Annotated in this window: 22 protein-coding genes; 7 read left to right on the forward strand and 15 right to left on the reverse strand. The window is 70.6% G+C overall.

What is annotated here, in order from left to right; translation table 11 throughout:
• Nucleotides 1–75: 75 nt before the first annotated feature.
• The 5 genes from KV106_RS36410 to KV106_RS36430 are packed head-to-tail and all read right to left on the reverse strand — an operon-like array spanning nt 76 to nt 5,672.
• Nucleotides 76–993, reverse strand: coding sequence for a LysR substrate-binding domain-containing protein (locus tag KV106_RS36410; RefSeq protein WP_261216729.1), 918 nt, complete (start codon nt 991–993; stop codon nt 76–78).
• A gap of 46 nt (nt 994–1,039) precedes the next feature.
• A complete protein-coding gene (locus KV106_RS36415; RefSeq protein WP_261216730.1) occupies nt 1,040–2,416 on the reverse strand; it encodes an MmgE/PrpD family protein in 1,377 nt (458 codons plus the stop codon).
• A 13-nt stretch (nt 2,417–2,429) separates the two neighbouring features.
• Nucleotides 2,430–3,626, reverse strand: a complete 1,197-nt coding sequence (locus KV106_RS36420; protein WP_261216732.1) for a CaiB/BaiF CoA transferase family protein — start codon at nt 3,624–3,626, stop codon at nt 2,430–2,432.
• A gap of 5 nt (nt 3,627–3,631) precedes the next feature.
• On the reverse strand, nt 3,632–4,795 hold the full coding sequence (locus KV106_RS36425; RefSeq protein ID WP_057590129.1) for an acyl-CoA dehydrogenase family protein: 1,164 nt from the start codon (nt 4,793–4,795) through the stop codon (nt 3,632–3,634).
• A gap of 22 nt (nt 4,796–4,817) precedes the next feature.
• Complete coding sequence (locus KV106_RS36430; protein ID WP_261216735.1) at nt 4,818–5,672, reverse strand: HTD2 family dehydratase; 855 nt, start codon at nt 5,670–5,672, stop codon at nt 4,818–4,820.
• A gap of 223 nt (nt 5,673–5,895) precedes the next feature.
• On the opposite strand from KV106_RS36430, the gene KV106_RS36435 reads away from it, so the two are divergent.
• Nucleotides 5,896–9,408: a pyruvate carboxylase gene (locus KV106_RS36435; protein ID WP_261216737.1), complete on the forward strand. Its 3,513-nt coding sequence runs from the start codon at nt 5,896–5,898 to the stop codon at nt 9,406–9,408.
• Nucleotides 9,409–9,435: 27 nt separating this feature from the next.
• Here KV106_RS36435 and KV106_RS36440 read toward each other — a convergent pair whose 3' ends face one another.
• Nucleotides 9,436–10,614: an epoxide hydrolase family protein gene (locus tag KV106_RS36440; protein WP_261216738.1), complete on the reverse strand. Its 1,179-nt coding sequence runs from the start codon at nt 10,612–10,614 to the stop codon at nt 9,436–9,438.
• Between the two features lie 112 nt (nt 10,615–10,726).
• On the opposite strand from KV106_RS36440, the gene KV106_RS36445 reads away from it, so the two are divergent.
• Entirely contained in the window at nt 10,727–11,638 is a 912-nt protein-coding gene (locus tag KV106_RS36445; RefSeq protein WP_261216820.1) for a LysR family transcriptional regulator, read from the forward strand.
• Nucleotides 11,639–11,642: 4 nt separating this feature from the next.
• Here the strand turns inward: KV106_RS36445 and KV106_RS36450 are convergent, their stop codons facing one another.
• From KV106_RS36450 to KV106_RS36490, 9 genes are all read right to left on the reverse strand, one after another.
• On the reverse strand, nt 11,643–13,400 hold the full coding sequence (locus KV106_RS36450) for a sigma-54 interaction domain-containing protein (protein ID WP_261216741.1): 1,758 nt from the start codon (nt 13,398–13,400) through the stop codon (nt 11,643–11,645).
• Nucleotides 13,401–13,524: 124 nt separating this feature from the next.
• A complete protein-coding gene (locus tag KV106_RS36455; protein WP_261216742.1) occupies nt 13,525–14,655 on the reverse strand; it encodes a branched-chain amino acid ABC transporter substrate-binding protein in 1,131 nt (376 codons plus the stop codon).
• A 42-nt stretch (nt 14,656–14,697) separates the two neighbouring features.
• Complete coding sequence (locus tag KV106_RS36460) at nt 14,698–15,384, reverse strand: HAD family hydrolase (RefSeq protein ID WP_203207648.1); 687 nt, start codon at nt 15,382–15,384, stop codon at nt 14,698–14,700.
• Nucleotides 15,385–15,398: 14 nt separating this feature from the next.
• A complete protein-coding gene (locus tag KV106_RS36465) occupies nt 15,399–16,157 on the reverse strand; it encodes an enoyl-CoA hydratase/isomerase family protein (RefSeq protein ID WP_261216744.1) in 759 nt (252 codons plus the stop codon).
• A 50-nt stretch (nt 16,158–16,207) separates the two neighbouring features.
• On the reverse strand, nt 16,208–17,530 hold the full coding sequence (locus KV106_RS36470) for a phenylacetate--CoA ligase family protein (RefSeq protein WP_261216746.1): 1,323 nt from the start codon (nt 17,528–17,530) through the stop codon (nt 16,208–16,210).
• Nucleotides 17,527–18,012: a thioesterase family protein gene (locus KV106_RS36475; RefSeq protein WP_261216747.1), complete on the reverse strand. Its 486-nt coding sequence runs from the start codon at nt 18,010–18,012 to the stop codon at nt 17,527–17,529. Before KV106_RS36475 ends, KV106_RS36470 begins: the two co-directional genes overlap by 4 nt.
• Nucleotides 18,013–18,211: 199 nt before the next feature.
• Nucleotides 18,212–18,664: a PaaI family thioesterase gene (locus tag KV106_RS36480; RefSeq protein WP_261216749.1), complete on the reverse strand. Its 453-nt coding sequence runs from the start codon at nt 18,662–18,664 to the stop codon at nt 18,212–18,214.
• Nucleotides 18,665–18,779: 115 nt separating this feature from the next.
• Nucleotides 18,780–19,775, reverse strand: a complete 996-nt coding sequence (locus KV106_RS36485; protein WP_261216762.1) for a LysR substrate-binding domain-containing protein — start codon at nt 19,773–19,775, stop codon at nt 18,780–18,782.
• A 76-nt stretch (nt 19,776–19,851) separates the two neighbouring features.
• Nucleotides 19,852–20,892: a VWA domain-containing protein gene (locus KV106_RS36490; RefSeq protein ID WP_261216763.1), complete on the reverse strand. Its 1,041-nt coding sequence runs from the start codon at nt 20,890–20,892 to the stop codon at nt 19,852–19,854.
• A 227-nt stretch (nt 20,893–21,119) separates the two neighbouring features.
• On the opposite strand from KV106_RS36490, the gene KV106_RS36495 reads away from it, so the two are divergent.
• The 5 genes from KV106_RS36495 to KV106_RS36515 all read left to right on the forward strand — a co-directional run bounded on the left by KV106_RS36495 (nt 21,120) and on the right by KV106_RS36515 (nt 25,601).
• Complete coding sequence (locus KV106_RS36495) at nt 21,120–21,629, forward strand: DinB family protein (protein WP_261216765.1); 510 nt, start codon at nt 21,120–21,122, stop codon at nt 21,627–21,629.
• A 175-nt stretch (nt 21,630–21,804) separates the two neighbouring features.
• On the forward strand, nt 21,805–22,845 hold the full coding sequence (locus tag KV106_RS36500) for an ABC transporter substrate-binding protein (RefSeq protein WP_057590187.1): 1,041 nt from the start codon (nt 21,805–21,807) through the stop codon (nt 22,843–22,845).
• Between the two features lie 10 nt (nt 22,846–22,855).
• A complete protein-coding gene (locus tag KV106_RS36505; RefSeq protein ID WP_261216768.1) occupies nt 22,856–23,947 on the forward strand; it encodes an ABC transporter ATP-binding protein in 1,092 nt (363 codons plus the stop codon).
• On the forward strand, nt 23,944–24,810 hold the full coding sequence (locus KV106_RS36510) for an ABC transporter permease (protein ID WP_261216770.1): 867 nt from the start codon (nt 23,944–23,946) through the stop codon (nt 24,808–24,810). Before KV106_RS36505 ends, KV106_RS36510 begins: the two co-directional genes overlap by 4 nt.
• Nucleotides 24,807–25,601, forward strand: a complete 795-nt coding sequence (locus KV106_RS36515; RefSeq protein ID WP_057590137.1) for an ABC transporter permease — start codon at nt 24,807–24,809, stop codon at nt 25,599–25,601. Before KV106_RS36510 ends, KV106_RS36515 begins: the two co-directional genes overlap by 4 nt.
• Nucleotide 25,602: the final 1 nt, after the last annotated feature.

Below are 25,602 nucleotides of genomic sequence, written 5' to 3' on the forward strand. Positions count from 1 at the left end.
GCCGATCTTCTCGGTGGCCGACTACGGCCTCGTGGCCGACCTGTTCACGGCTGTGCCGGAACTCGCGAACGAAATCTAGGAGTCCGACGCGCGCCTGGCCGACAGCGCGTCGGCCTTCAGCAGCTCGACCAGATCGCGCGCGAAGCCCGGCAAGGCTTCGAGGCTGCGAAAGCAGATCTGCAGGTTGCGCAGGGCCCAGTCGTCCTCGAGCTGGACGACCTGGACGGCCATGTACTGCCGGTAACGCTCGGCCGAGGTGCCCGGCATGATGCTGATGCCGACGTTCGATTCGGTCATCTTGCAGCAGGCCTCGAAGTTGCCGACCTGGATGCGCGGCTTGAGCACGCGGTTCATGTCGCGGGCGATCTGGTTCAGGAACGAATGGATCGCCGTGCCCTCGTTGAGCACGACGTGCTCGTATTCGAGGGTCTCGGCGAAGGGCACCGCCGGGCGGGCCGCCAGCGCATGGCCGTCGGGCACCACCAGCACCAGCCGGTCCTCGCGATAGGGCACGACCTCGAGCCCCTCGGTGCGCACGCGCCCCGAGACGATGCCGATGTCGGTGTGGCCGTCGGACACCGCGCGCACGATGTCGCCGCTGCCGCGCTCGCGCAGGTCGACGTTCACGTCGGGATGGGTGATGAGGTAGCGGCTCATCACGGCCGGCAGGAAGTCGGTGATGGCCGTCGTGCTCGCGAACACGCGCAGATGGCCCTTGATGCCGCTCGCGTACTCCTGCAGGTCGTTGCGCAGGTGCTCGAGCTGGCCGACCACCAGGCGCGCGTGATAGGCCAGCGCCTGGCCCGGCGGCGAGAGGGTCACGCCCTGGCTGCTGCGGTACAGCAGCTTGGTGCCCACGCTCTCCTCGAGGTTCTTGACGCGGATGCTCGCCGCCGAGACCGACATGAACGTGGCCTCGGCGCCTCGCGTGAGGCTGTTGGCCTCGGCGATGGCCAGGAACAGCCGCAGGTCTACCAGATCGAAGTGGATCATCTTGCTTTCCGACTTTGCCGCTCGCCCGCCGCCCCGGCCCGCGAGCTCATCGGGAAGCGACCGGCTCCAGCAGGATGCCGACGCGCGCCACCGACATCAGCGACCAGGCCCAGCCGATGACGCTCTGCATCTCGGCGGCCGTGGCGCCGTCGCGGTAGAGGGCCAGGCGCGTCGCCTTCTCTTCCAGTTCATGGCGCTCGAGGGTGTTGCCGGGATCGCCCTTGGGTTCGTCGACGCGGCCCTCGAGGCGACGGCCGTCGATGGTATCAACATGCACCTTGCCGATCCATCGCGCCGGATAGGCCCGGTCCACCTCGGCATCGAGGACCATGCTCACCTTGTCGTGGAAGGCCGAGACCGCGGCGTCCTTGAAGTGCCCGTCGAATTCCGACAGGCCCGCGCGGCCATGCACAGCCACCAGGCCGAGCACGGTGCCCATCGAGAACTTCGACTGGTGCACGGTCTGCGGATCGGTGACCGGGCCGAGGACATCGATGGCCGCCTGGTGCACCTGCGCCGTCACCGCCTTCACGTCGCCGGCCGCGAGCTGGTGGCGCTGCAGGATCTGCTGCAGCGCATCGGCCGCGGGATGCGTGTGGCGACACGAAGCGTGGAACTTGAACGAGGTCTCGGCCAGCGCCCAGCGCGTGCCGAGGCCGTCCGTGAGCCGGGCCGGATCGGCATCGCTCGACATGCCCGCGGCCATGCCCTGCGCGCCGGTCAGGATGCGCCGCGCGCCCGTGAAGTCGTCCTTGGCCAGGTAGGCCGCCGTGAGGCCGGCGCCGGCCGCATGCGCCGTGTGCAGCTGCTTCGAATCGGCGGCGTCGCGCAGGAACTCCCACAGGCCCGAGGCCTGGGTGCCCGCGGAACCGATCGCATGCAGCATCTGGTCGGGCGTGAGCGCCAGCAGGTGGCCGGCCGTCACCGCGGCGGCCACGGCACCCGCGGTGCCGGTGGTGTGGAAGATCTTGTAGTGCGAGCGGCCCAGGAACTCGCCGACGCGGATGCCGACCTCGTAGCCGGCAACCGCCGCGGTCAGCAACTGCGCGCCGCTGAGGCCATGCGCCTGGGAGATCGCGAGCGCCACCGGGAACACCACGGCGGCCGGATGGAACACGGAGCCGTTGTGCACGTCGTCCTGCTCGGCGAAATGCGAGGCCGCAGCATTCGCCATCGCGGCCATCAGGGGGCTGGAACGCGTGCGGTGGATCAGGATCTCGCTGCGGCCGTCGCCCGCGCCCATGGCGGACGCGAAGCGCGTGATGCTCTCGACCGGGCGCGCGCCCTTGCCGGCCAGCGCCGAGCCGACCCAGTCGAGGAGCAGGTCCTCGGCGCGGCGCAGCACCGCCGGCGGAATGTCTTCGGCCTTCAGGTCGGCGGCAAAGCTCGCCAGGATGGACTCGGGGGTGCTCGAGGTGGTCATGTCGAATGTTCTTTCAGAGGATCTGGCTGTCGCGCAGGCGCGCGATGTCTTCGGGGCCGTAGCCCAGCGCTTGCAGGATGGCGTCGGTGTGCTCGCCCAGCGCGGGAACCGGGTCCATGCGCGGCGCGAAGCGGTCGTTGTCGGCCGGCGGCTTCAGCGCCGGGATCGGCCCGACGGGCGAACCCACCTCGAGCCAGCGCTCCCGGGCGCGCAGCTGGGGATGGGCCCACACGTCCGCGATGCCGTTGACGCTGGCGTTGCCGATGTTGGCGGCGTCGAGGCGCTCGATGCACTGGGCCGCCGTCAGCGGCTGCAGCAGCGACTCGATGAGTTGCTTGAGTTCCACCCGGTGGGCGCTGCGCTTGGCGTTGGCGTCGAAGCGTTCGTCGGTGGCCAGCTCCGGGTGCGCGAGCACCTGTTCGCAGAAGGCCTTCCACTCGCGCTCGTTCTGCAGTCCGAACAGCACGGTCTTGCCGTCGCCCGCCGTGAAGGGGCCGTAGGGATAGATGCTCGGATGGCTGGCGCCCGCGCGCGCGGCCTGCGCCTGGCCCTCGAAGCCGTAGTAGAGCGGGTTGCCCATCCATTCGGCGAGGCACTCGAGCATCGACACGTCGATGTGGCTGCCCTCGCCGGTGATGCCGCGCTGGATCAGCGCGGCCAGCACCGAGCTGTAGGCATACATGCCGGCGGCGATGTCGGCCACCGAGATGCCGGCGCGCGCCATCTCCTCGGGCGAGCCGGTCACCGACAGCAGGCCCGCCTCGGCCTGGATCAGCAGGTCGTAGGCCTTCTTGTCGCGGAACGGTCCCGCGCTGCCGTAGCCCGAGATGTCGCAGACGATCAGGCGCTTGTGCGTCGGACGCAGCGCTTCCTCTGACAGGCCGAGCCGCGCCGCGGCGCCGGGCGCCAGGTTCTGCACCAGCACGTCGGCCTGGCCCAGCAGCCTGGCGAGCACCTGCCGCGCCTCGGGATGCTTGACGTCGAGGGTGATGCTTTCCTTGGACCGGTTGATCCAGACGAAGTAGGAGGCCTCGCCCCGCACGCGCCGGTCGTAGGCGCGCGCGAAGTCGCCGGCGCCCGGGCGCTCGATCTTGATGACCCGCGCACCCATGTCCGCGAGCTGGCGCGTGGCGAAGGGCGCCGCCACCGCGTGCTCGAGCGTGACGACGGTGATGCCTTCGAGCGGGCGCCTGCTGGAGCTGCGTGCCATGGCGCTCAGAAGGAACGCGGCAGGCCGAGCAGATGCTCCGCCACGTACGCGTAGATCAGGTTGGTGGAGATCGGCGCGACCTGGTAGAGGCGCGTCTCGCGGAACTTGCGCTCGATGTCGTATTCGTTCGCGAAGCCGAAGCCGCCATGGAACTGCAGGCAGGTGTTGGCCGCTTCCCAGCTCGCCTTGGCCGCCAGGTACTTCGCCATGTTGGCCTGCGCGCCGCAGGGCTGGTGCGCATCGAACAGCTCGCAGGCCTTGAAGCGCATGAGGTTGGCGGCCTCGACCTCGATGTAGGCGTCGGCGATCGGGAACTGCACGCCCTGGTTCTGGCCGATCGGGCGGCCGAACACCACGCGCTCGTTGACGTACTTCGTCACGCGGTCGATGAACCAGTAGCCGTCGCCGATGCACTCGGCCGCGATCAGCGTGCGCTCGGCATTCAGGCCGTCGAGGATGTACTTGAAGCCCTGGCCTTCCTCGCCGATCAGGTTCTCGGCCGGGATCTCGAGGTTCTCGAAGAACAGCTCGTTGGTCTCGTGGTTCACCATGTTCGGGATCGGCCGCACCGTCATCCCGCTCTTCTCGGCCGCGCGCAGGTCGACCAGGAAGATCGACATGCCCTCGGACTTCTTCTTGACCTCGGCCAGCGGCGTGGTGCGCGCGAGCAGGATCATCCAGTCCGAATGCTGCACGCGCGAAATCCAGACCTTCTGGCCGTTGACGACGTAGCGATCGCCCTTCTTCACGGCCGTGGTCTTGATCTTGGTGGTGTCGGTGCCGGTCGTGGGCTCGGTCACGCCCATGGACTGCAGGCGCCATTCGCCCGAGGCGATCTTGGGCAGGTAGAGCTGCTTCTGCTGCTCGGAGCCGTGGCGCAGCAGCGTGCCCATGTTGTACATCTGGCCGTGGCAGGCGCCGGAGTTGCCGCCCGAGCGGTTGATCTCCTCCATGATCACCGAGGCCTCGGTCAGGCCCAGGCCCGAGCCGCCGTACTCGGCGGGGATCAGCGCCGCGAGCCAGCCCGCCTTGGTCAGCGCATCGACGAAGGCCTCGGGATAGGCACGCTGCTCGTCGATCTTGCGGTGGTATTCGTCGGGAAACTCGGCGCAGAGTGCGCGCACGGCATCGCGGATGTCTTGGTACTTGTCGACGGCGTTCTTCGTCATTGGATCGCTGCTTGCTTGCTGGTTAGAAAAAACTGGCGCGGGCTTCCATCGCCAGCGCGCCGTCATGGTTGCGTGCCCACAGTTTCTGCGAACCGTCGGCCTCGGCCTTGCCGCACAGCTCGAAGGCGGCGGTGTCGAACAGGGGATGCACGGCGCGGAAGGCGAAGCCGCGCACGCGGCGCCGCGGCAGCTGGCGGCTCGCGAGCCCCAGCAGCAGCGTGGCCACCATCGGGCCATGGACCACCAGGCCCGGATAGCCCTCCACCTCGGTGGCGTAGGGCCGGTCGTAGTGGATGCGGTGGCCATTGAAGGTCAGCGCGGAATAGCGGAACAGCAGCACCGGATCGGGCACGACGGTCTCGCGGTAGTCCTCATCCGTGGCCGCCTGCTTTCCCGCCGGGGCAGGCGCGCCCGCGGCCGGCATGTCGCGGTAGACGATGTCCTGCTCCTCGGTGATGGCCAGGCCCCTGGCATTCGAGATCTCGTGGCGGACCTTGACGAAGACCAGCGGCCCGCTCTTGCCCTGCTTGGCATCCACGTCGAGGATGCGAGACTGGCGCGTGATCTCGTCGCCCACCTGCAGCGGATGGTGGAACTGCAGCTCGCCGCCGGCCCACATGCGGCGCGGCAGCGCGATCGGCGGCAGGAAGCCGCCGCGCAGCGGGTGGCCGTCGGCGCCGATCTGGTCCTGGCGCGCCAGCGGGATGAAATGCAGCCAGTGCCACAGCGGGGGCACGTCGCTGCCCAGGTTGAAGGCGAGGTCGTCCCGGTTGAACGTGGCGGCCAGCGCCGACAGGGGCGCGGCGCCCACGTCGTCGCCCCTGCGCTCGGTGCGGCCGATCCAGGCCCGGAGGTCGACGGAGGTCTCGGTAGTCATGCCCGCAGCATGCCGGATCCCCGAAAACACGCAATTTGGTATTCGCAAAGTGCGCCTTGTTGAGCATTCAACGCGCACCTCGGGAGGCGTCGGCACAATCCGCCCCCAGCTCGGCCCCGGCCCTGCCTGCGCCCTCTTCAAGGCCTGCCGCCGCTCGAAGAATTCGTGAACCTGTCCTGGTGGCGTGCCACGGCGCGCGCCGGGCTTCCCTCGGTGATTCCGCATGTCCGCCCCTCCCCACGCTTCCCTGCCCCCGATCCGATCGATCCTCGTCGCCAACCGCTCGGAGATCGCCATCCGGATCCTGCGCGCCGCTTCCGAGATGAACATGCGCACGGTGGCGATCTACTCGCGCGAGGACCGCCTCGCGCTGCACCGCTTCAAGGCCGACGAGAGCTACCTCGTCGGCGAGGGCAGGAAGCCGCTGGCGGCCTACCTCGACATCGACGACATCCTGCGCGTGGCGCGCGCCGCCAGGGTGGACGCGATCCATCCGGGCTACGGCTTCCTGTCGGAGAACCCGGATTTCGCGCAGGCCGTGATCGACGCGGGCATCCGCTGGATCGGGCCCGATCCGGCGATCATGCGCACGCTCGGCAACAAGGTGGCGGCGCGCCATGCCGCGGTGTCGGCCGGCGTTCCGGTGATGCCCGCGACAGCGCCGCTGCCGCCCGAGCTGGCCGAATGCCAGCGCCTGGCCCACGAGGTCGGCTACCCGGTGATGCTCAAGGCCAGCTGGGGCGGCGGCGGCCGCGGCATGCGCGCCATCCACCACGAGAGCGAACTCGAGGGCGCGCTGGCCGCGGCACGGCGCGAGGCGCTCTCGGCCTTCGGCAACGACGAGGTGTACCTCGAGAAGCTGGTGCAGCGCGCGCGCCATGTCGAGGTGCAGATCCTCGGCGACCTGCACGGCCAGATCGTCCACCTGTTCGAGCGCGACTGCACCGTGCAGCGCCGCAACCAGAAGGTGGTGGAGCGCGCGCCCGCGCCCTACCTCGACGACGCCACGCGCCAGGCCCTGTGCGACAGCGCGCTGAAGCTGATGCGCGCGGTCGGCTACACGCATGCCGGCACGGTCGAGTTCCTGATGGACGCGGACACCGGGGCCTTCTACTTCATCGAGGTGAACCCGCGCATCCAGGTCGAGCACACGGTGACCGAGCTGGTGACCGGCATCGACATCGTCAAGGCGCAGGTGCGCATCAGCGAGGGCGGACGCATCGGTCTGCGCGGCGAGGCGGACCGGGACGACGAACGCGCGACCGGCGTGCCCCCGCAGGACGAGATCCGCCTCAACGGCCATGCGCTGCAGTGCCGTATCACCACCGAAGACCCCGAGAGCGGCTTCCTGCCCGACTACGGCCGGCTCTCGGCCTACCGCAACGCGGCCGGGCTGGGCATCCGCCTCGACGAGGGCACGGCCTACAGCGGCGCGGTGATCACGCCCTACTACGACTCGCTGCTGGTCAAGGTCACGGCCTGGGCGCCCACGGCGCGCGAGTCCATCCGGCGCATGGACCGCGCCCTGCGCGAATTCCGCATCCGCGGCGTGGCGTCGAACCTGCAGTTCCTCGAGAACGTGATCAACCACGCCAGCTTCGCCGCGGGCACGGTGACGACGCGCTTCATCGAATCCACGCCTGAGCTGCTGACCTTCACCAAGCGGCGCGACCGCGCCACCCGGCTGCTGGGCTTCATCGCCGGCGTGACGGTGAACGGGCATCCCGAGATGGCGGGCCGCAAGGCGCCCGAGCTTCCCTTCGTCAAGCCGGTGCTGCCGCGCGCCGACCTGGCCCGGCCGATCCCGCCGGGCACGCGCGACCGCCTGCGCGAACTGGGCCCGGCGCGCTTCGCGCAATGGATGCTCGACAGCAAGCCGCTGTTGATGACCGACACCACCCTGCGCGACGCGCACCAGTCGCTGTTCGCGACCCGCATGCGCACCGCCGACATGCTGCCGATCGCGCCGTTCTACGCACGCGAGCTGCCGCAGCTGTTCTCGCTCGAATGCTGGGGCGGCGCCACCTTCGACGTGGCGATGCGCTTCCTGCAGGAAGACCCGTGGCAGCGCCTCGCGCAGCTGCGCGAGCAGGTGCCCAACATCCTGTTCCAGATGCTGCTGCGCGGCGCCAACGGCGTGGGCTACACCAGCTATGCCGACAACGTGGTGCGCTTCTTCGTGCGCCAGGCAGCGGCCGCGGGCGTGGACCTGTTCCGCGTGTTCGACGCGCTGAACTGGGTCGAGAACATGCGCGTGTCGATCGACGCGGTGCTGGAGTCCGGCGCGCTGTGCGAAGGCGCCATCTGCTACAGCGGCGACCTGTTCGATGCGTCGCGGCCGACGTACGACCTGCGCTACTACACTAAGATCGCGCGCCAGCTCCAGCAGGCCGGCGTGCACATCCTCGCGATCAAGGACATGGCGGGCATCTGCCGCCCGCAAGCGGCGGCCGCGCTGGTGAAGGCCCTGAAGGAGGAGACCGGCCTGCCGATCCACTTCCACACGCACGACACCAGCGGCACCGCGGCCGCCTCGGTGCTCGCGGCGGTCGAGGCCGGCTGCGACGCGGTCGACGGCGCGCTCGACGCGATGAGCGGCCTGACCTCGCAGCCCAATCTCTCGAGCATGGCCGCAGCGCTCGCGCACGGCGAACGCGCGCCGGGCCTGTCGCAGCGCGCGCTGCATGCGGCGTCGACCTACTTCGAGGGCGTGCGGCGCTTCTACGCGCCCTTCGAGAGCGACATCCGCGCCGGCACCGCCGACGTCTACGCGCACGAGATGCCGGGCGGCCAGTACACCAACCTGCGCGAGCAGGCCCGTGCCCTCGGCCTCGAGCACCGCTGGACGGAGGTGTCGAAGGCCTACGCGGACGCCAACCGCGTGTTCGGCGACATCGTGAAGGTGACGCCCACCTCCAAGGTGGTGGGCGACATGGCGCTGATGATGGTCGCCAACGACCTGCGGGCCGAGGACGTGGCCGATCCCGCGAAGGAGGTCGCGTTCCCGGAATCGGTGGTCTCGCTGTTCAAGGGCGACCTGGGTTTCCCGCCCGACGGCTTTCCGCCGGCGCTCTCGCGCAAGGTGCTCAAGCTGGCCGACGGCGTGGCGCCGCCCACCGCCTACCGGCCCGGCGACCACCTGCCGCCCACCGACCTCGAGGCCGCGCGCGCGCAGGCGGAACAGGACACCGGCACGGCCTTCGACGACCGCCAGCTCGCGAGCGCCCTCATGTACCCGAAGGTGGCGCGCGAGTTCCATCGCCATCAACAGAAACACGGCGACACCTCGGTGCTGCCCACGCCCACCTTCTTCTACGGCATGCGGATGCACGACGAGGTAGCGCTGGAGATCGACCCCGGCAAGACACTGCTGGTGAGCCTGCAGGGCATCCACGACGAGCCCGCCACCGGCGCGGTCAAGGTGCTGTTCGAGCTCAATGGCCAGTCGCGCACCGTGACCGTGATGCGCGATGGCGCCGGTGCCACCGAGCTGCAGCGCGAGCTGGCCGAGCCGGGCAATCCGCTGCACGTGGGCGCCCCGATGCCGGGGGCCGTGGTCACCGTGCCCGTGGCCGCGGGCCAGAGCGTGAAGGCCGGCGCCACGCTGCTGTCGCTCGAGGCGATGAAGATGGAGACGCACATCGTGGCCGAGCACGACGGCGTCATCGAGCGCGTGCTGGTCAAGCCGGGCGACCGGGTCCAGGCGAAGGAACTGATGATCGCCTGGAGAGGCTGAGGCACCGATGGCCGACCTGGCGCAGCCTCAACCGGGCGCGCGCAACGTCCTGAAGCCGTCGCGCATCTCCTGCGCGAACAGCGCCGGCTGCTCCCAGGCGGCGAAATGACCGCCGCGCGGCAGCTCGTTCCAGTGGATCAGTTGCGGGTAGCTGCGCTGCGCCCAGCGCTTCGGCGCGCGGAAGATGTCGTCGGGAAACACCGAGGCCGCGACCGGCAGCGCCAGCGGGGCATTGCCGCCGCCACCGCGGTTCTCCCAGTAGATGCGGGCCGAGGACGCGGCCGTGCCCGTGAGCCAGTAGAGCGTGATGTTGTCGAGGATTGCATCGCGTCCCAGCAGGCTTTCTGCATCGCCATCGGGTCGGGTCCACGCCATCAGCTTCTCGTAGATCCATGCCGCCTGCCCGGCCGGCGAATCGGCCAGGCCATAGGCCAGGGTCTGGGGCCGGGTGGCCTGCTGCTGGAAGTAGCCGTAGCCCTCGGCGCGGAAGGCCTGCAGCGCATCGACCGCGCGCTGCTCCTCGGCCGACAGTTGCGCGGGCATCGGATCGGGGAAGACCAGGTGCCAGCTCAGGTGGATGCCCCCCAACCCCGGCGGCTGCAGCCGGCCCAGCGCGGTGGTCACGGCCGCGCCCCAGTCGCCGCCCTGCGCCACCCAGCGCGCATAGCCCAGGCGCCGCATCAGCGTGGCCCAGGCTGCGGCCGTCCTCGGCACGTTCCAGCCGGCGGCATCGGGCACGTCCGAGAAGCCGAAGCCCGGCAGCGAGGGAATGACGAGGTGGAACGCATCCTCGGCCTTGCCGCCATGGCGGGTCGGATCGGTCAGCGGGCCGATGACGTTGCGGAACTCGAGCACCGACCCCGGCCAACCGTGCGTGAGCAGCAGCGGCATCGCATCGGCGTGCTTCGAACGGATGTGCAGGAAGTGGATGCCCAGGCCGTCGATGCGCGTGCGGTACTGGCCCCACGCGTTGAGCTGGCGCTCGATGCGGCGCCAGTCGTAGGCCTCGCGCCAGTGGTCCGTCAAGGCCTGCATGCGCGCGAGCGGCGCACCCTGGCTCGCATCCGCGACGGTCTCGCGCGCGGGCCAGCGCGTGGCGGCAAGGCGCCGTTGCAGGTCGGCCAGCGCCTGCGCGGGAACATCGAGGCTGAAGGGCGTGATCTCCTCCGGGTTCGAGGGCGTGCGGCCGTGCGGCTCGTGTTGCATGAAAGTCCTGTCTGATGAAGTGTGCGGGCCGCGAAAGATAGGTGCTTCGAGCCTCGCGATAAATGCGCGCCCGGCCATTTCATAATTTCAAAGCTGGAACAATCGAATGCCCATGGACCAAACCGCCGCCCTCCGTGTCTTCATGCGCATCGCGGAGAGCGGCAGCTTCACCAGGGCGGCCCATCTCTCGAACGTGCCCAAGGCGACGGTGACGCGCCACATCCAGGAGCTGGAGGCGCACCTCGGCGTGAAGCTGCTGCAGCGCACCACACGCCGCGTGACCCTGACCGCGGAAGGCGCGGCCTACTACGAGCGCGCCGTGCACCTGATCGCCGACCTCGACGACATGGACGAGCAGGCGGCCAATGCGCGCGCCAGGCCCCAGGGCCGGCTGCGCGTCGAGGTCGGCTCGTCGCTCGCGAACTTCGTGCTGATTCCCGCCTTGCGCGGATTCCGCCAGCGCTATCCCGACGTGCAGATCGACCTGGGCGTCAGCGACCGCCCCTCGGACCTCGTGAAGGACGGCGTGGACTGCGTCATCCGCGGCGGCGCGCTGCCCGATTCCTCGCTGGTGGCGAGGCGCGTCGCGCAGGTGGGCTTCGTCACCTGCGCGAGCCCCGCCTACGTCAGGCAGTACGGGCAGCCCGCGCATCCCGACGACATCGAGCGCCGCCACGTGCCGGTCCACTACCTGTCGTCGGTGAGCGGGCGGCCGTTCCCGATGCGCTTCCATCGCGGCGGCGAGGCGATCGAGGTGACGGCCGCGGTGGGCGTCTCGGTCAACGAGAGCACCGCCCACCTCAGCGCCCTGCGCGCGGGCCTGGGCCTCGGCCAGACCTTCGAGTACATGGTCGCGCCCCACATCGCCACCGGCGAGCTGGTGCCGCTGCTCACCGACTGGACCCGGCCGAAGTATCCGATCAGCGTGCTGTATCCGTCGACGCGCTACCTCAGCGCGAAGCTGCGGCTCTTCGTCGACTGGACCGCCGAGGTCTTCGGCGAGCTCGCGGCGCCCGCGGACTGAGGGGTCAGAGCTCGGCCGGCCCCGCCTCCTCGGCATCGAAGGCGCCACGCCCGCCGCGCTGCAGCCGCAGCCCATAGCCGCGGATCTTGGCGTAGAGCGTGGGCTTCGCGATGCCGAGCCGGCGCGCGGTCTCGGTCACGTTGAAGCCGCAGGCACGCAGCGCATTCACGATCGCCTCCTTCTCGACCTCCTCGAGCGTGCGCACCTCGGAGGCCGGGCGCACCGGCGGCGGCGGCACGGCGTCGGGTTTCTGGCCGCCGGAGAACCACGCGGGCAAGTCGTCGACGCAGGCGGTCTCGGCATCGGTCATGTTCACCAGCCGTTCGACGGTGTTCTCGAGCTCGCGCACGTTGCCGGGCCACGGATGCGCGACCAGCCGCTGCATCAGGGCCGGCGAGACGCGGAAGACGTTCTTGCGCAGCAGCTGCGCGTACTTGCGCAGGAAGTGGTGCACCAGCACGGGCACGTCCTCGGGCCGCTCGCGCAGCGAGGGCAGCTCGATGCCGATCACGTGGCAGCGGTAGTAGAGGTCTTCGCGGAACTCGCGCCGCTCGATCATGGCCTGCAGGTCGCGGTTGCTGGCCGAGATCACGCGCACGTCGATCGGGATGCTGCGCGTGTCGCCCACGCGCACCACCTCGCGCTCCTGCAGCACGCGCAGCAGCTTGGCCTGCACGTCGATCGGCAGCTCGGAGATCTCGTCGAGGAAGATGGTGCCGCTGCTGGCCGCCTCGAACTTGCCGGGCCGGCCCTCGCGCGTGGCGCCGGTGAAGCTGCCGGGCGCATAGCCGAACAGCTCGCTCTCGATCAGGTCGCGCGGCAGCGCGGCGCAGTTGATCGCGATGAAAGGTCCCGCGGCGCGCGCGCTGGCGTTGTGGATGGCCTGGGCGAAGACCTCCTTGCCGACGCCGCTCTGGCCGATCAGCAGCACGTTGGCGAAACCGCGCGCGGCCTTGCGCGCGGCCTCGACGGCCGCCACCAGCGGTGGCGCGGTGCCCACCACGTCGTCGAAGCTGTAGCGCGCATGGTTGCCCGCGATGCGGTCGGCCATGCGGCGGGCGCGCTGGATCTCGCGAAAGGAATTCACGATCGACACCACCTGGCCCGCCGCGTTCTTGATCGGCACCGCGGTGTCGACCAGGTGCAGGTGCCGCTGCGGCGAGTCGATGATCAGCTCGCGGTCGATGTAGCCCTCGCCGGTTTCCAGCAGCGGCTGGATGATCGGCGCGAAATCGAGCAGCGAGCCGAAGGGCTTGCCGATGCTCTCGCGCGGATGCAGGCTGAGGATGCGGCCGGCCGCGGCATTCATGTGCTTGACCATCAGGTCGCGGTCGACCACCAGCAGGCCGTCGGTGATGTGCTCGACGATCGCCGACTGCTCCTGCAGCAGCGCGCCCTGCTGCTCGGCCACCAGCTCGGCCGAATGCGCGGCGGCCCACAGCCGGGCCAGCAGGCGCAGCTCGTCGCCGAGGTCGGCGCTGTCCGGCCGCGCGAGCAGCGCCACGAACAGCGCTTCGCCGGTCTTCGAGTCGGCGGCGCGCAGGTGCAGGCACTCGAAGCCACGCGGCTGCACCACCGGCAGGCAGGGCGCGCCCGCGACGCCATCGGCCGGCAGCGCGGCCATCAGGGCCTCGGCCTCGATGCCGGGCGCGGTCCAGGCGCGCCGCGGCACGCGACCCGCGCCGAACAGCAGCGCGCCGTGGCCCTGGGCGATCGCCCGCTCGACCAGCACGTCCCAGACCTCGTCGAGCATCGGCGTCATCGCGTTCCTTGTCCTCGTCAGCCCGGCGCGCGCGGCGAGGACGCCGCGGCCGACCGGTCGCGCCGATTCTGCCAAGGAAGCGCGGGCGGCGGAACGCTGGCGCCATCCCTCGGCACGCGCGCGCTCACGGCTTGCGCTCGACCGGCACCAGCTTGCCGCCGGCGATCTGGTAGGCCGTGACCGGCGCCTTGAGCCACTCGCCGGTGGCGTCGAACTGCACCGGGCCGAGCATCGAATCCATCTTCAGCGTCTTCAGCGCGGCCGTGACCTTCTTCGGCTCGTCGCTGCCGGCCTGCTGCATCGCGCGCGCGACCACCAGCGTCGCCACGTAGAAGGCCGGCGCATAGGCGTCGATCGGCGCGTCGAAGGTTTTGGTGAAGCGCTCGCGGAAGGCCGGGCCACCCGGCAGGCTGTCGAGCGGGCGCCCGCTCTGCGCGCAGAAGTAGCGGCCCTCGAGCAGCTTGCCGCCCAGCGGCACCACCTCGGCCGTGCAGATGCCGTCGCCGCCGAGCAGCAGCGCATTGATGTCGAGCTGGCGCATCTGGCGCGCGACGCCCGCGCCCTGCGCGTAGTAGCCGCCGAGGAACACCGCCTCGGGCGCCAGCCCCTTGAACTTGGTCAGGATGGCGGTGAAGTCGGTGGCCTTGTCGTTGGTGAACTCGCGTCCCACCACCTCGAGGCCCAGGCCCTTGGCGGTCTGCACGAAGATGTCGGCCACGCCGGTGCCGTAGGCGGTGCGGTCGTCGATCACCGCCACCTTGCGCAGGCCGCGCGCGGCGGCGAACTCGGCCATGGCCGCGCCCATCACGTTGTCGTTGGCAGCGAGCCGGAAGATGCTCGCGAAGCCCTGGCGCGTGAGCTGCGGGTTCGAGGACGCGCCGGTGATCATCGGGATGTCCTCCTGGCTGTAGATGCGCGAGGCGGGAATCGAGACGCCCGAGTTGTAGTGCCCGATGACCGCGCGCACGCCGGTGTCGACCATCTTCTGCGCCACCTGGGTGCCGGTGCGCGGATCGCCCTGGTCGTCCTCCGAGACCAGCTCGAAGCGCGCGCGCTTGCCGCCGATGCGGAAGTCCTGCGCGTTGAGATCGGCGATGGCGAGCTTCACGCCGCGTTCGTTGTCGCGGCCCGCGTTGGCCTGCGGACCGCTGAGCGGGCCGGCATGGCCGATCTTGACGACCAGGTCCTGCGCGCTGGCGGGCAGGAGGGAGGCCCACAGGCCCAGGGAAGCAGCAAGAAGCAGGAAACGGCGCATGTTCTGTACCTCGAAGTGAATGGAAGAAACCGGACTAGCGGACTAGTCCAGGAGGGCGAGCACGCCCTCGAGGGTGGGGAACTCGTGGTCGGGCCGCGGCTGCCAGACGCTCAGCCGCTCGGCGCCGCGGTTGATCCAGGCCACCTGCATGCCCAGCGGCTTGGCGCCGTCGATGTCGGCCCAGCTCGCCAGCGAGCAATGCAGCACCGACTCCGCCGGCACCGCGAGGCGGTCGAGCGCGAGCCTGAAGATCGATTCCGAAGGCTTGTAGGCCCGCGCCATCTCGGCCGTGGTGACCTGGTCGAAGAAGCGCACGAGCTGGCTGCGCTGCCACAGGTCGCTGTCCATGTTGGTGATGGGCATCAGCGGAAAGCGCTCGGCCAGCCGTTGCAGGATGGCCTCGACCTCGGGATGCGGCGGCGCCGACTCGACCAGGTGGCCGAGGTAGAGCTCGTTGAGCAGGTCGATGTCGAGCCGCGCCGTGACGCCGGGCTCGATGGCCTCGAGCGTCTCGCGCAGCGCCTCGCGCGCCACCTGGCGATAGGGGCGCCAGCGCCCGCCGCGGTAGCGCTGCACGTTGCGGATGTCCCAGTCGAGGTAGAGCTCGAACAGCGGCCGCTCGGTGCGCAGGCCGGCTTCGGCCAGCACGGCCTCGATGCCGGCCATGCCGCCGCGGTCGACGTCGACCAGGGTTCCGAAGTAGTCGAAGGTGATGGCCCGGACGTTCATCGCGGTCTCCCCGTTCAGGCGCGACGCCCGAACTTGAGCACGCGCTCGGCGGCGTCGGGCGTGGCGAAGGCGGCCACGGTGGCCTCCTGCTCGAGCTCGAGCGCCACCGCGAGGTTCGACTGCGCCTGCATCGTCACCACGCGCTTGAGCCGCGACACCGAGCCCTGCGACTTCGAAGCCACCACCGCCGCCACCTCGAAGGCGCGCGCCAGCACGCGCTCGGGCGGCACCACCCAGTTCGCGAGCCCCAGGCGCTGCAGGTCGGCGGACGACTGGCGCTCGCCCAGCAGCCAGAGCTCCATCGCGCGCTGGTGGCCCACGGCCTGCGGCAGCAGCCAGGTCACGCCGCCGGTCACGAACTGGCCCCAGTCCATTTCCGGGAAGAAGCACACCAGGTCCTCGGAGGCCACCACCAGGTCGCAGTTCAGCAGCCATTCGAAGCCACCGCCGACCGCGAAGCCGTGGATCGCGCCGATCACCGGCTTGCCGCCGAACATCAGGTCGCGCGTGATGGTCTGGATGCGCTCGATGTGATGGCGGATCGAGGCCGGCGTGCGCGTCTGCTCGCCGAACTCCTTGAGGTCGTCGCCGGCGCAGAAGGCCCGGCCCGCGCCCGAGAACACGATCGCGCGCGCGTCGGCCGAGGACTGCGCCTCGCGCAGCGCCTCGTGCAGGTCGTCGAGCACCACGGCGCTGATGGCGTTGAGGCGCTCGGGCCGCTGCAGCCGCACGTGCGCGATGCCGTCGCTGGTTTCGAGGGTGACGTAGTCCATGGCGAAAAATCCTTTGCTCGTTCGTTCGTTCGTTGGTCCCGGGCGGGTCTTCAATGCTTCTCGACCCACTGAGTCTTGCCGTCGGTGCGTTCGTAGAACTCGAACGGCACCATCTCCACCAGCGCACTGGCGCCCGCGCGCTCGCGCACCGCGATCTCCAGCCGGCGCGCGGCCGCTTCCCAGTCGGCCGGCGCGAGCCCCGCGGCCGCTTCGGCCCGCAGCTCGACGCGGTCGTAGGGGCCGGGCCCGCGCAGCACGATGCGGAAGTGCCCCGAGCTCAGCGCGGGCAGCGATTCGATCGCCGCGCGCACCGCGCTCGGGAACACGTTGATGCCGCGCACGTTGAACATGTCGTCGGTGCGCCCGCTGACGCGGAAGCGCCAGGCGGTGCGGCCGTCGGGGCCGGGCTCGGTGCCGGTCACCGTCACCACGTCGCGCGTGCGGTAGCGCACCAGCGGCTGGCACTCCTTGCGCAGGTGGGTGCAGACCAGCTCGCCGACCGTGCCCTCGCGGATCGGCAGCCGCTGCAGGGTGGCAGGATCGAGGATCTCGGCGAACACCACGTCGCCGGCGTGGAACAGCAGGTCGGTGGTCCAGTCGGTCTGGCCGCCGAGGATGCTCATCACCTCCGACAGGCCGAAGTTCGCGTTGCGCACCTTGAAGCCCCAGCGCGCCTCCATCTGCGCGCGGAACTCGGCGTTGTCGAGCCCCGCCTCGCCGCCGAACAGGCCCAGCTTCAACCCCAGGTCGGCCGGCTGCAGCCCCGGATAGTGCTGGCGCAGCACGCTCTCGAGCAGCGCCGGATAGGACGGCGTGCACGAGATCGCCGTGATCTTCAGGTCGAGGATGGCATCGATCAGCTGCCGCGTGTTGCCCACGCCGAAGGGCAGCACGGTGGCGCCGGCGGCCTCGAGCGTGGTGTGGTCGGTGAAGCCACCGGTCCACATGCAGTAGTTGAGGCAATGCACCACGCGGTCGCTGGGCCGCAGGCCCGAGGCCCACATCGAGCGGCCGCCGACCTCGGCCACGATCTCGGCGTCGCGGCGCGAGTTGGCGAGGATCAGCGGCCGGCCCGTGGTGCCCGAGGTGCGGTGCAGCCGCACCACGCGCTTCTCGGCGCAGGCCACGTAGTCGCCGAACGGATAGTCGGCCTCCTGGCTCAGGCGCAGTTCGTCCTTCTCGGTCAGCGGCAATTCCTGCAGCTCGTCGAGCGTGAGCGCGCGGTCGAGCCAGCCCGACAGCTTGCGCCGGTAGAAGACCGAGCTGGTGCGCACGTAGCGCCACTGCTCGGTCCAGCGTGCCTCCTGCAGCGAACGCAGGGTGGCGGGCGAGAGCGTCTCGACCTCGGGATGCAGCATCGCGGCGGTGCTCATCGCGCGGCCTCCTCGGCGCCGTTCGCGCGGCGCAGTGCCGTGGCCTCGACCGCGGCGGCCGGCACGATCGCGCGCGAATGCTCGCCCGTGGCCACGACGCCCGCGTCGTCGCGCGCCTCGACCTCGAACACGTAGAGGCGTTTCTCGCGGCGCAGCAAGGTCGCCTTCGCGCGGACCATCTGGCCGGGCGCTGTGGGCGCGCCATGCACGAGCTGGACCCGGTGGCCGACCGACATCTCGCCGGCGCGCAGGGCGGGCACGAGGATCGCCGCGCAGGCGCGCTCGAGCAGGCCGACCAGGGCCGGCGTGGCGAGCACCCGCGGATAGGCTTCGCCGCTTTCTTCGGCGAAGGCGCTGGCCAGATGCTTCGGTGCGACGACGAGCGTGGCGCTGCCGGTCGTGCCCTCGCGAAGCGCGGGCCGGCCGTCGGGATCGGCGCCATGCGCGCCGGGTGTTTCGGGGGTGGCTGTGGTGGAGGTCATGCACACGACATGGCAAGCGCCGTGCCAACGCAATACCTCGTGCTTTGCGCGCCGAAAGCGGTGGTTTCGAGGCTTTTCAGGGCGTTTTGTCGCCCTTCAGGCCATCCGCGCTCGGCCACCGAACAACTCCTGAACGTTCAGCTTCTGAACGGTCGGCAGCATTCGACCCACCCGCCACGGCGGTGGTCGCGGCGGCCCGTCAGTGCCGGATGTCCTCGCGCCCCACCACCGCCATCAGCGTGGCCGTCATGGTCGCGATCAGCGACTCCTTCCCCTCGCGCAGCGCATAGGCCCGGCCGTCGCTCACGCTGATCGTGCGGCCCGCCTTGGTCACGCCGGCGCGGAACACGAAGCGCTCGCCGGCGGCCGGGGCCAGCAGGTTGATCTTGAACTCGATCGTGAGCACGGCCGCCTCGGGCGGCATCAGCGAGAAGGCCGCGTAGCCGCAGGCGCTGTCGAGCGCGGTGGCGACGATGCCGGCATGCAGGAAGCCGTGCTGCTGGGTCAGCCGCTCGGAGGCCGGCATCGCCAGTTCGACCTCGCCGGGCCGCACCTCGACCAGTTCGATGCCGAGCTCGCGCATCGCGTTCTGCCGCTCGAAGCTGGCCCTCACCCGTTGCGCATCGGCGGGGTCGATCGTCTCTCGCACCATGGAATCGCTCCGTTCATCACGTGGAAACCAGGATGTGTACCCGTTGTCGCAACGCCGGGCAATGGCTGCGCATGCGCGCGAAAGCCGACCACCTCGCCCACCGCTCACGCGGCGCTCATGCGGCGCTCTGGCGCCGTGCCACCGGCGCCTCGTCGTCGACCGCATCGCCGATCGCCGCGCGCGTGAGCACCGCCTGCTGCAGCAGCCATGTGCCGAAGGCCTGGAGCTCGGGCCGGCCTTCGTTGCGCGGGCCGCTCACGAGCCAGTAGGCCATCGGCGAATCCATGCGCTGGCGCGGCAGCACCTCGACCAGGTCGCCGTTGGCCAGGCTCTCGGCGATCAGCGGGCTGCGCGCGAGCACCACGCCCTGGCCGGTCAGCGCGGCCTGCGCCATCTGGTAGTCGTAGTTGAAGTAGAGCCAGCGGCGCGGCTGGATGCGGGCCAGGCCGTTCGATTCGAACCAGCGGCGCCAGACCAGCCACTCGACATAGCTCGGATGCGCATCGCCGACCTCGATCAGCGTGAAGCGCGCGAGGTCCTCGGGCTTCTCGATCGGCGGGCTGCTCTTGATGAGCCAGGGGCTGGCCACCGGCATCAGGTGCTCGCCGAACAGCCGCACCGCGCCCTCGGGCATGTGCTCGGCGCGGCCGTAGCGCAGCGCGAGGTCGATGTCGCTGACCTCGAGGTCGATCACCGCGTCGGAGGCATCGATGCGGATGTCGATGTCGGGATGGTCGCGCTGGAAGGCCTCCAGGCGCGGGATCAGCCACATCGAGGCGAACGAGGCGAAGGTGGTCAGCGCCACGCTGCGACGCGATGCGCTCTGGCGGATCTGCCGGATGGTGCTGTCGATGCGCGGCAGCGCCTGCTGCACCGCGAGCAGCAATTGGGCGCCGGCGCTCGTGAGCTCGACCGCGCGCGTGTGGCGCAGGAACAGGCGCACGCCGACCTCCTCCTCGAGCGCCTGGATCTGGCGGCTCACGGCCGGCTGCGTGAGCGCCATCTCCTCGGCCGCGGCGCGGAAGTTCAGGTGCCGCGCGACGACCTCGAAGGCGCGCAGGTGGCCGGCGCCGATGGGGCGCGTGCGCAAGGGGGATGGGGAGTGCTGCATGAAGGGAGTCGGCCGGCAGGCCACCGGGTCCGGCCGCGATTGTGGCGCCGCCGCGTGACGGGCGGCAAACCGCGGCTCAGACGATGCGCCCGAACCACAGCACCGACAGCGCCGCGCCCGTGATCGCGAGCAGCGCCGACAGCAGCGCCAGCAGGCCCGAGAGCTCGTTCTCGCGCGGCTGCACCTGCACGCGCGAGCCGAGCTTCTCGTAGACGCCGTGCAGCGCCTCGGCGGTGCCGGCGTGGTGGTACTCGCCGCCGGTCATGCGCGCCACTTCGCGCAGGGTGGGCTCGTCGAGCTTCATGTAGATCGCCATGCCGTCGGGCGCGGCGATGTCGCCGTCGAGCGTGCCCATGCCGATCACGTAGACGCGCACGCCGCGGTCGGCCGCCATCTTCGCGGCCTCGAGCGTGTCGATGCCGGTGGTGCGGCGGCCGTCGCTCAGCAGGATGATCGCGGCGGCATCGTAGGAGCCGGGCGCCACCGGCGTGATCTGGCGCGGCGGCGGCTTCGCCTTGTCGTCGAGGCTGCGACCGCGCGGCGCGTTGCCGCCGAAGGTCATCTCGCCGAGGCTGATGTTGTCCTGCGGGAACAGTTCGGCCAGGCACAGCACGATCGCATCGCCGACCGCGGTGCCCATCTGCATCTGGAAGGCGTCGATGCTGGCCGCGAGCGCATCGCGGTCGAGCGTGGCGCGCTGCGCGACCTGGCTGCTGCCGGCGAAGGTGACGAGGCCGACCTCGATGCGCCGCGGCAGCTCGCGCAGGAAGGACTTGGCCGCCGCCTGCGCGGCCTCGAGCCGGGTTGGCTTGACGTCGTTCACGCGCATGCTCAGCGAGACGTCCATCGCCAGCATGATCGAGGTGCGCGCCCACGGCAGCGGCACCCGCGCCACCGGCCGCGCCGCGGCGAACAGCAGGCCGGCGCAGGCCAGCAGGAACAGCGCGGGCGGCAGGTGCCGGCGCCAGCCGCGCCGCAGCGTCGCGGCGCCCTCGGTCTGCAACCGACCATAGCGCTGGGCCAGCCGGCCGCGGCGCCGCAGCAGCCAGGCATAGGCCAGCGGCAGCGGCGCGAGCGCCAGCAGGAACCAGAGGTAACCGGGCCACAGGAAGGACATCGGCGCTGCCTTGGAGGTGGAGGACGCGGATCGGCCGTACGCCGGCGCATCCGCAAGCATCGTGCCCATGAAGCCGCGCCCGCGCAATCGGCCGCCCGGCCAGGCCCTGCATTGATGCGGGGCTCTTATCAGTGGGCCGGTTGCATTTCATTGGACCGCGCCAGGGGCGCCGGGGATCATCGTGCCCCGAAGCGCGCCGCGCCGCGGCGCCTCGCCAGGAGACCCCGATGAGCGCACGCACGCTGCTGACCTCGATGTTCCGCTACAAGGCCTGGGCCGACGAGGGCCTGTTCGCCGGCCTGCTGGCCGCGCGGGGCCGGCTGCCCGACGACGACCTCGAGGCGGCCTGGGCCACCCTCGACCACGCCCATGCGGTCGACGGCATCTTCAGGGCCCACCTCGAGGGCCGGCCCCATGGCTACGGCGGCACCCACTCGCCCGAGCGGCTCGCGCCCGGACTCCTGCTGCAGGCGGTGCGCGACAACGACCGCTGGTTCCTGGCGCATGTGCAGGCGATCGGCGACGACGAGCTGGGAGCCAGCCTCGATTTCGATTTCACCGACGGCTCGGCCGGCCGCATGTCGCGCGAGGAGATGTTGGGCCACGTGATCGCCCATGGCGGCTACCACCGCGGCGAGGTCGGGCGGATCCTCACACGCCACACGGGCTCGTCGCCGCGCGACACCTTCACGGCCTACCTGCACGAGGCCGAACCGGCGCGCCGGTTGCGCGCGTAGCGCCCTCCCCCGCTTTCTCTTTGCGACACCCCGCGCCTGCGGGTTGGCACGGATTTGGCTTCCTACATGGATTGTGCACAATTTATTTTGAAGAGCGCACAATTGTTGGGCTGACTGGCGGCTGCCACGGCCTTCCATCCACCCATTTGGGGCATCGCCCCCCAAGGACATGCAGATGAATCGCTCAGCACCCGGCCTCTCGCGCCGCGCCTTCGGGCAGGGACTCCTCGCCGCTTCCACGCTGGCCGCGCCGGCCTGGGTGCGCGCCCAGGGCAAGGGCCGCGAACTCGTGGTCGGCGGCGCGGGCAGCCACAAGGCCTTCCTCGATCCGCTGATCCCGGTGTTCGAGAAGCAGACCGGCTGCAAGGTGATCTTCGAGGGCACGCGCTCGCTCGTGAACCTCGAGAAGATGGTCAACAACAAGGGCCGCCAGTACATGTCGGTGGTGCTGATGGACGACCCGGTGATGATCCCGGCCGTCAAGGAAGGCGTGCTGGAGCCACTCACCGCCAAGGACATCCCCAGCCTCGCGAAGCTCAAGCCCGGCACGGTCCACATGGACGGCATGTGGGCCAACTACATGCAGTCGACCACCGGCGTGGCGGTCAACACGGGCAAGCTCAAGCAACTGCCCTCGTATGCGGCGCTGTGGGAGCCGGCCAACAAGGGCAAGGTCGTGATCCCCTCGCTGCAGAACACCGAGGGCCTGTCGATGTTCCTGGTGGCGGCCGCGCTCGAGACCGGCAAGCCGATGAAGGATGCGCAGTACCAGCCCGAGGCGGCGTTCCGCAAGCTCAAGGCGCTCAAGCCCAACCTGCTGACCGTCTACACCCAGCTGCCGCAGGCGCTGAACCTGCTCGAGCAGGGCGAGGCCACGGCCATCGCGGGCATGATCGGATTCAACGCCTTCGACCGCAAGGCCAAGGGCGCGCCGATCGACTTCGTGCTGCCGAAGGAAGGCGGCATGGCCATGCCGACCGGCATCGCCAAGGTCAGGGGCGGGCCGCAGGCCGACCTCGCCAATGCCTTCGTCGAGGCGATGCTCGGTGCCTGGCAGCAGCAGATCGCCGAGATCTCGCTCGCGATGCCCACCAACACCGGCGTGGCCGCGCCGGCCGGCCTGCCCAAGGGCGAGGTGTTCATTCCCGACTGGGCCTACATCGCCGAGAACCGCAAGGCCTGGGTGGAGCGCTGGGACCGCGAGATGGCGCTGTGAGGCGCGTCGCATGAGCACCCTCGAACTGAGCGGGATCGTCAAGCGCTACGGCGCGCAGACGGTCGTGGACGGGCTGGACCTGCAGGTGGGTTCCGGCGAATTCGTGTCGCTGCTCGGCCCCTCGGGCTGCGGCAAGACCACGCTGCTGCGCATCGTCGCCGGGCTCGCATCGTGCGACGCCGGCACGGTGCGCGTGGGCGGCAGCGACGTGACCGCGCTGCCCGCGCACCAGCGCAACATCGGCGTGGTGTTCCAGAGCTATGCGCTGTTCCCGCACCTCACGGTCAGCGAGAACATCGCCTTCGGCCTGAAGGCCCGTGGCACGCCGCGCGCCGAGCTCGCGCCGGCGGTGGACGCGGCGCTGCGCTCGGTGCGGCTCGCGGCGCTCGCGGACCGGCCGATCTCGGCGCTGTCGGGCGGCCAGCAGCAGCGCGTGGCGGTGGCGCGCGCGATCGCCACGCGACCGCGGCTGATCCTGCTCGACGAGCCGCTGTCGGCGCTCGATCGCAAGCTGCGCGAGACCATGCAGGTCGAGCTGCGCCAGATCCTGCGCGACGCGGGCATGACGGCGATCTTCGTCACGCACGACCAGGAAGAGGCGCTGGTGATGTCCGACCGCATCGCGGTGATGAACCGCGGCGCGATCGAACAGCTCGACGTGCCCGAGCACATCTACGGCCAGCCGCGCACCGAGTTCGCGCTCAACTTCGTGGGCCTCTCTTCGCAATGGCGCGGCACGCTCGACGGCGCGCGCGTGCGCACCGCCTGCGGCGAGATCGAGGTGCCGGCCGAGCGCGCGCGCGACGTCGGCGCGGGCGGCCTGCGCCACGAGGTGCTGGTGGGCGTGCGCCCCGAGCGGCTGCGCGCCTCGCGCGATCCGCAGCCCGCGGCCGAGGGCATGAACCGGCTGTCGCTGGTGGTGAGCCAGACCGTCTACCGCGGCGCCAACCGGCTGGTCTACTTCAGCGCGCCCGGCGGCGGCGCGACGCTGCTCGCGGAATTCCCGGCGCACGACGACCTGGCGCCGCGCCCCGGCGAGACGCTGTCGGTGCAATGGCCGGTGGCCGACACGCTGCTGTTCGCGGCCGAGGCGGCGCCATGAGCGGCGCCATGCGCCGCGCCGAAGGATCGCCGGGCTGGCTCGCCGTGCCGGGCACGGGCTACCTCGTGCTGCTGTTCGTGCTGCCGCTGGCCGCGCTGCTGGCCACCAGCTTCCAGGGCGAACAAGGCGGCTTCTCGCTCGCGGGCTATGCGCGCTTCGCGACCGATCCCTTCAGCGCGGTCGTGGTCTGGAACACGCTGAAGATCGCGCTGCTCGTCACGCTGCTGTGCCTCTTGATCGGCTACCCGGTGGGCTTCGCGATGGCGCGCGCCTCGCTGCCGGTGCAGGGGCTGATGTTCCTCGCGCTGATCCTGCCGCTGTCGGTGGGCGTGGTGGTCAAGAGCTTCGCCTGGACCATCCTGCTGCGCAGCAACGGCCTGGTCAACCAGGTGCTGCTGGGCCTGGGGCTGGTCGACGAGCCGGCACGGCTGCTGTTCAACGAGCGCGGGCTGGTGATCGCCGCGGTGCACGTGTTCCTGCCCTTCATGGTGCTGCCGGTGTTCACGGTGGCGCGCCAGATCGACTCGCGCCTGGCCGAGGCCGCCGCCACGCTCGGCGCGAAGCCGCTGCATGCCTTCGTGCGCGTGACCTGGCCGCTGTCGCTGCCGGGCGTGGTCGCGGGCTCGGCCTTCGTGTTCTCGATGGCGGTGTCGATATACGTGATCCCCGCGCTGCTGGTGGGCGACCGCTACCAGACGCTGCCCGCGCTGCTGGCGCGCGCCTACCTGTTCATGCGCGACCGGCAGTCGGGTTCGACGCTGGCGGTGATCCTGCTGGCCATCGCGGTCGCGGTGGTGGTGGGCAGCACGCTGCTCACGCGCCGGCTGCAGGCGCGCGCGCAGCAGCAAGGAGCCACGGCATGAGCGCGCGCTGGAACCGCATCGCGGGCGGGCTGCTGATGGCAGCGACCGCGGTCTTCATGCTCGCGCCGCTGGTGGTGGTGGTGCTGGTCTCGTTCAGTCCCTCGCCGGTGTTCAATCTGCCCGAGGGCCAGTGGTCGCTGCGCTGGTACCGCGCGATGCTGGCCAAGGACGGCCTGGCCGACACCGTGCTGCTGTCGGCCGCGGTGGCCGCGGGCGCGACGCTGGCGGCGCTGGTGCTCGGCACGCTGTGCGCGATCGCGATCGAGCAGGGGCGCTTCCGCGGCCGCGAGGCGCTGCTGGCCTTCCTGGTCTCGCCGCTGATGATGCCGGGGCTGGTGATCGGCGTGGCACTGCTGCAGGCCTTCCGCGCGGTCGGGCTCGCCAACGTGTTCTGGAGCCTGCTGATCGGGCACGTGGTGATCACCCTGCCCTACGTCACGCGCACGGTGCATGCGAGCCTGGCGCTGTTCGACACCCGGCTGCTCGAGGCGGCGCAGACCCTGGGGCTGTCGCGCCCGCGCGCGCTGCTGCAGGTGATGGTGCCGGCGCTGGCGCCGGCCTTCCTGACCTCGGGGCTGTTCGCCTTCCTGGCCTCGATGGACAACTACCCGATCTCGATCTTCCTGACCGACGCGCGCAGCAAGACGCTGCCGATCGAGATCCTGCACTACCTGGAGGAGTCGCCCGACCCCACCATCGCCGCCATCTCGGCCTGCCTGATCCTGCTGGCCGCCGTGGTGCTCTTCATCGCCGAAAGGCTGGTCGGCCTGCGCCGGCTGGCCCAGTTCTGAC

This window comes from Variovorax endophyticus (genome assembly GCF_025376855.1).
GTDB lineage: Bacteria > Pseudomonadota > Gammaproteobacteria > Burkholderiales > Burkholderiaceae_C > Variovorax.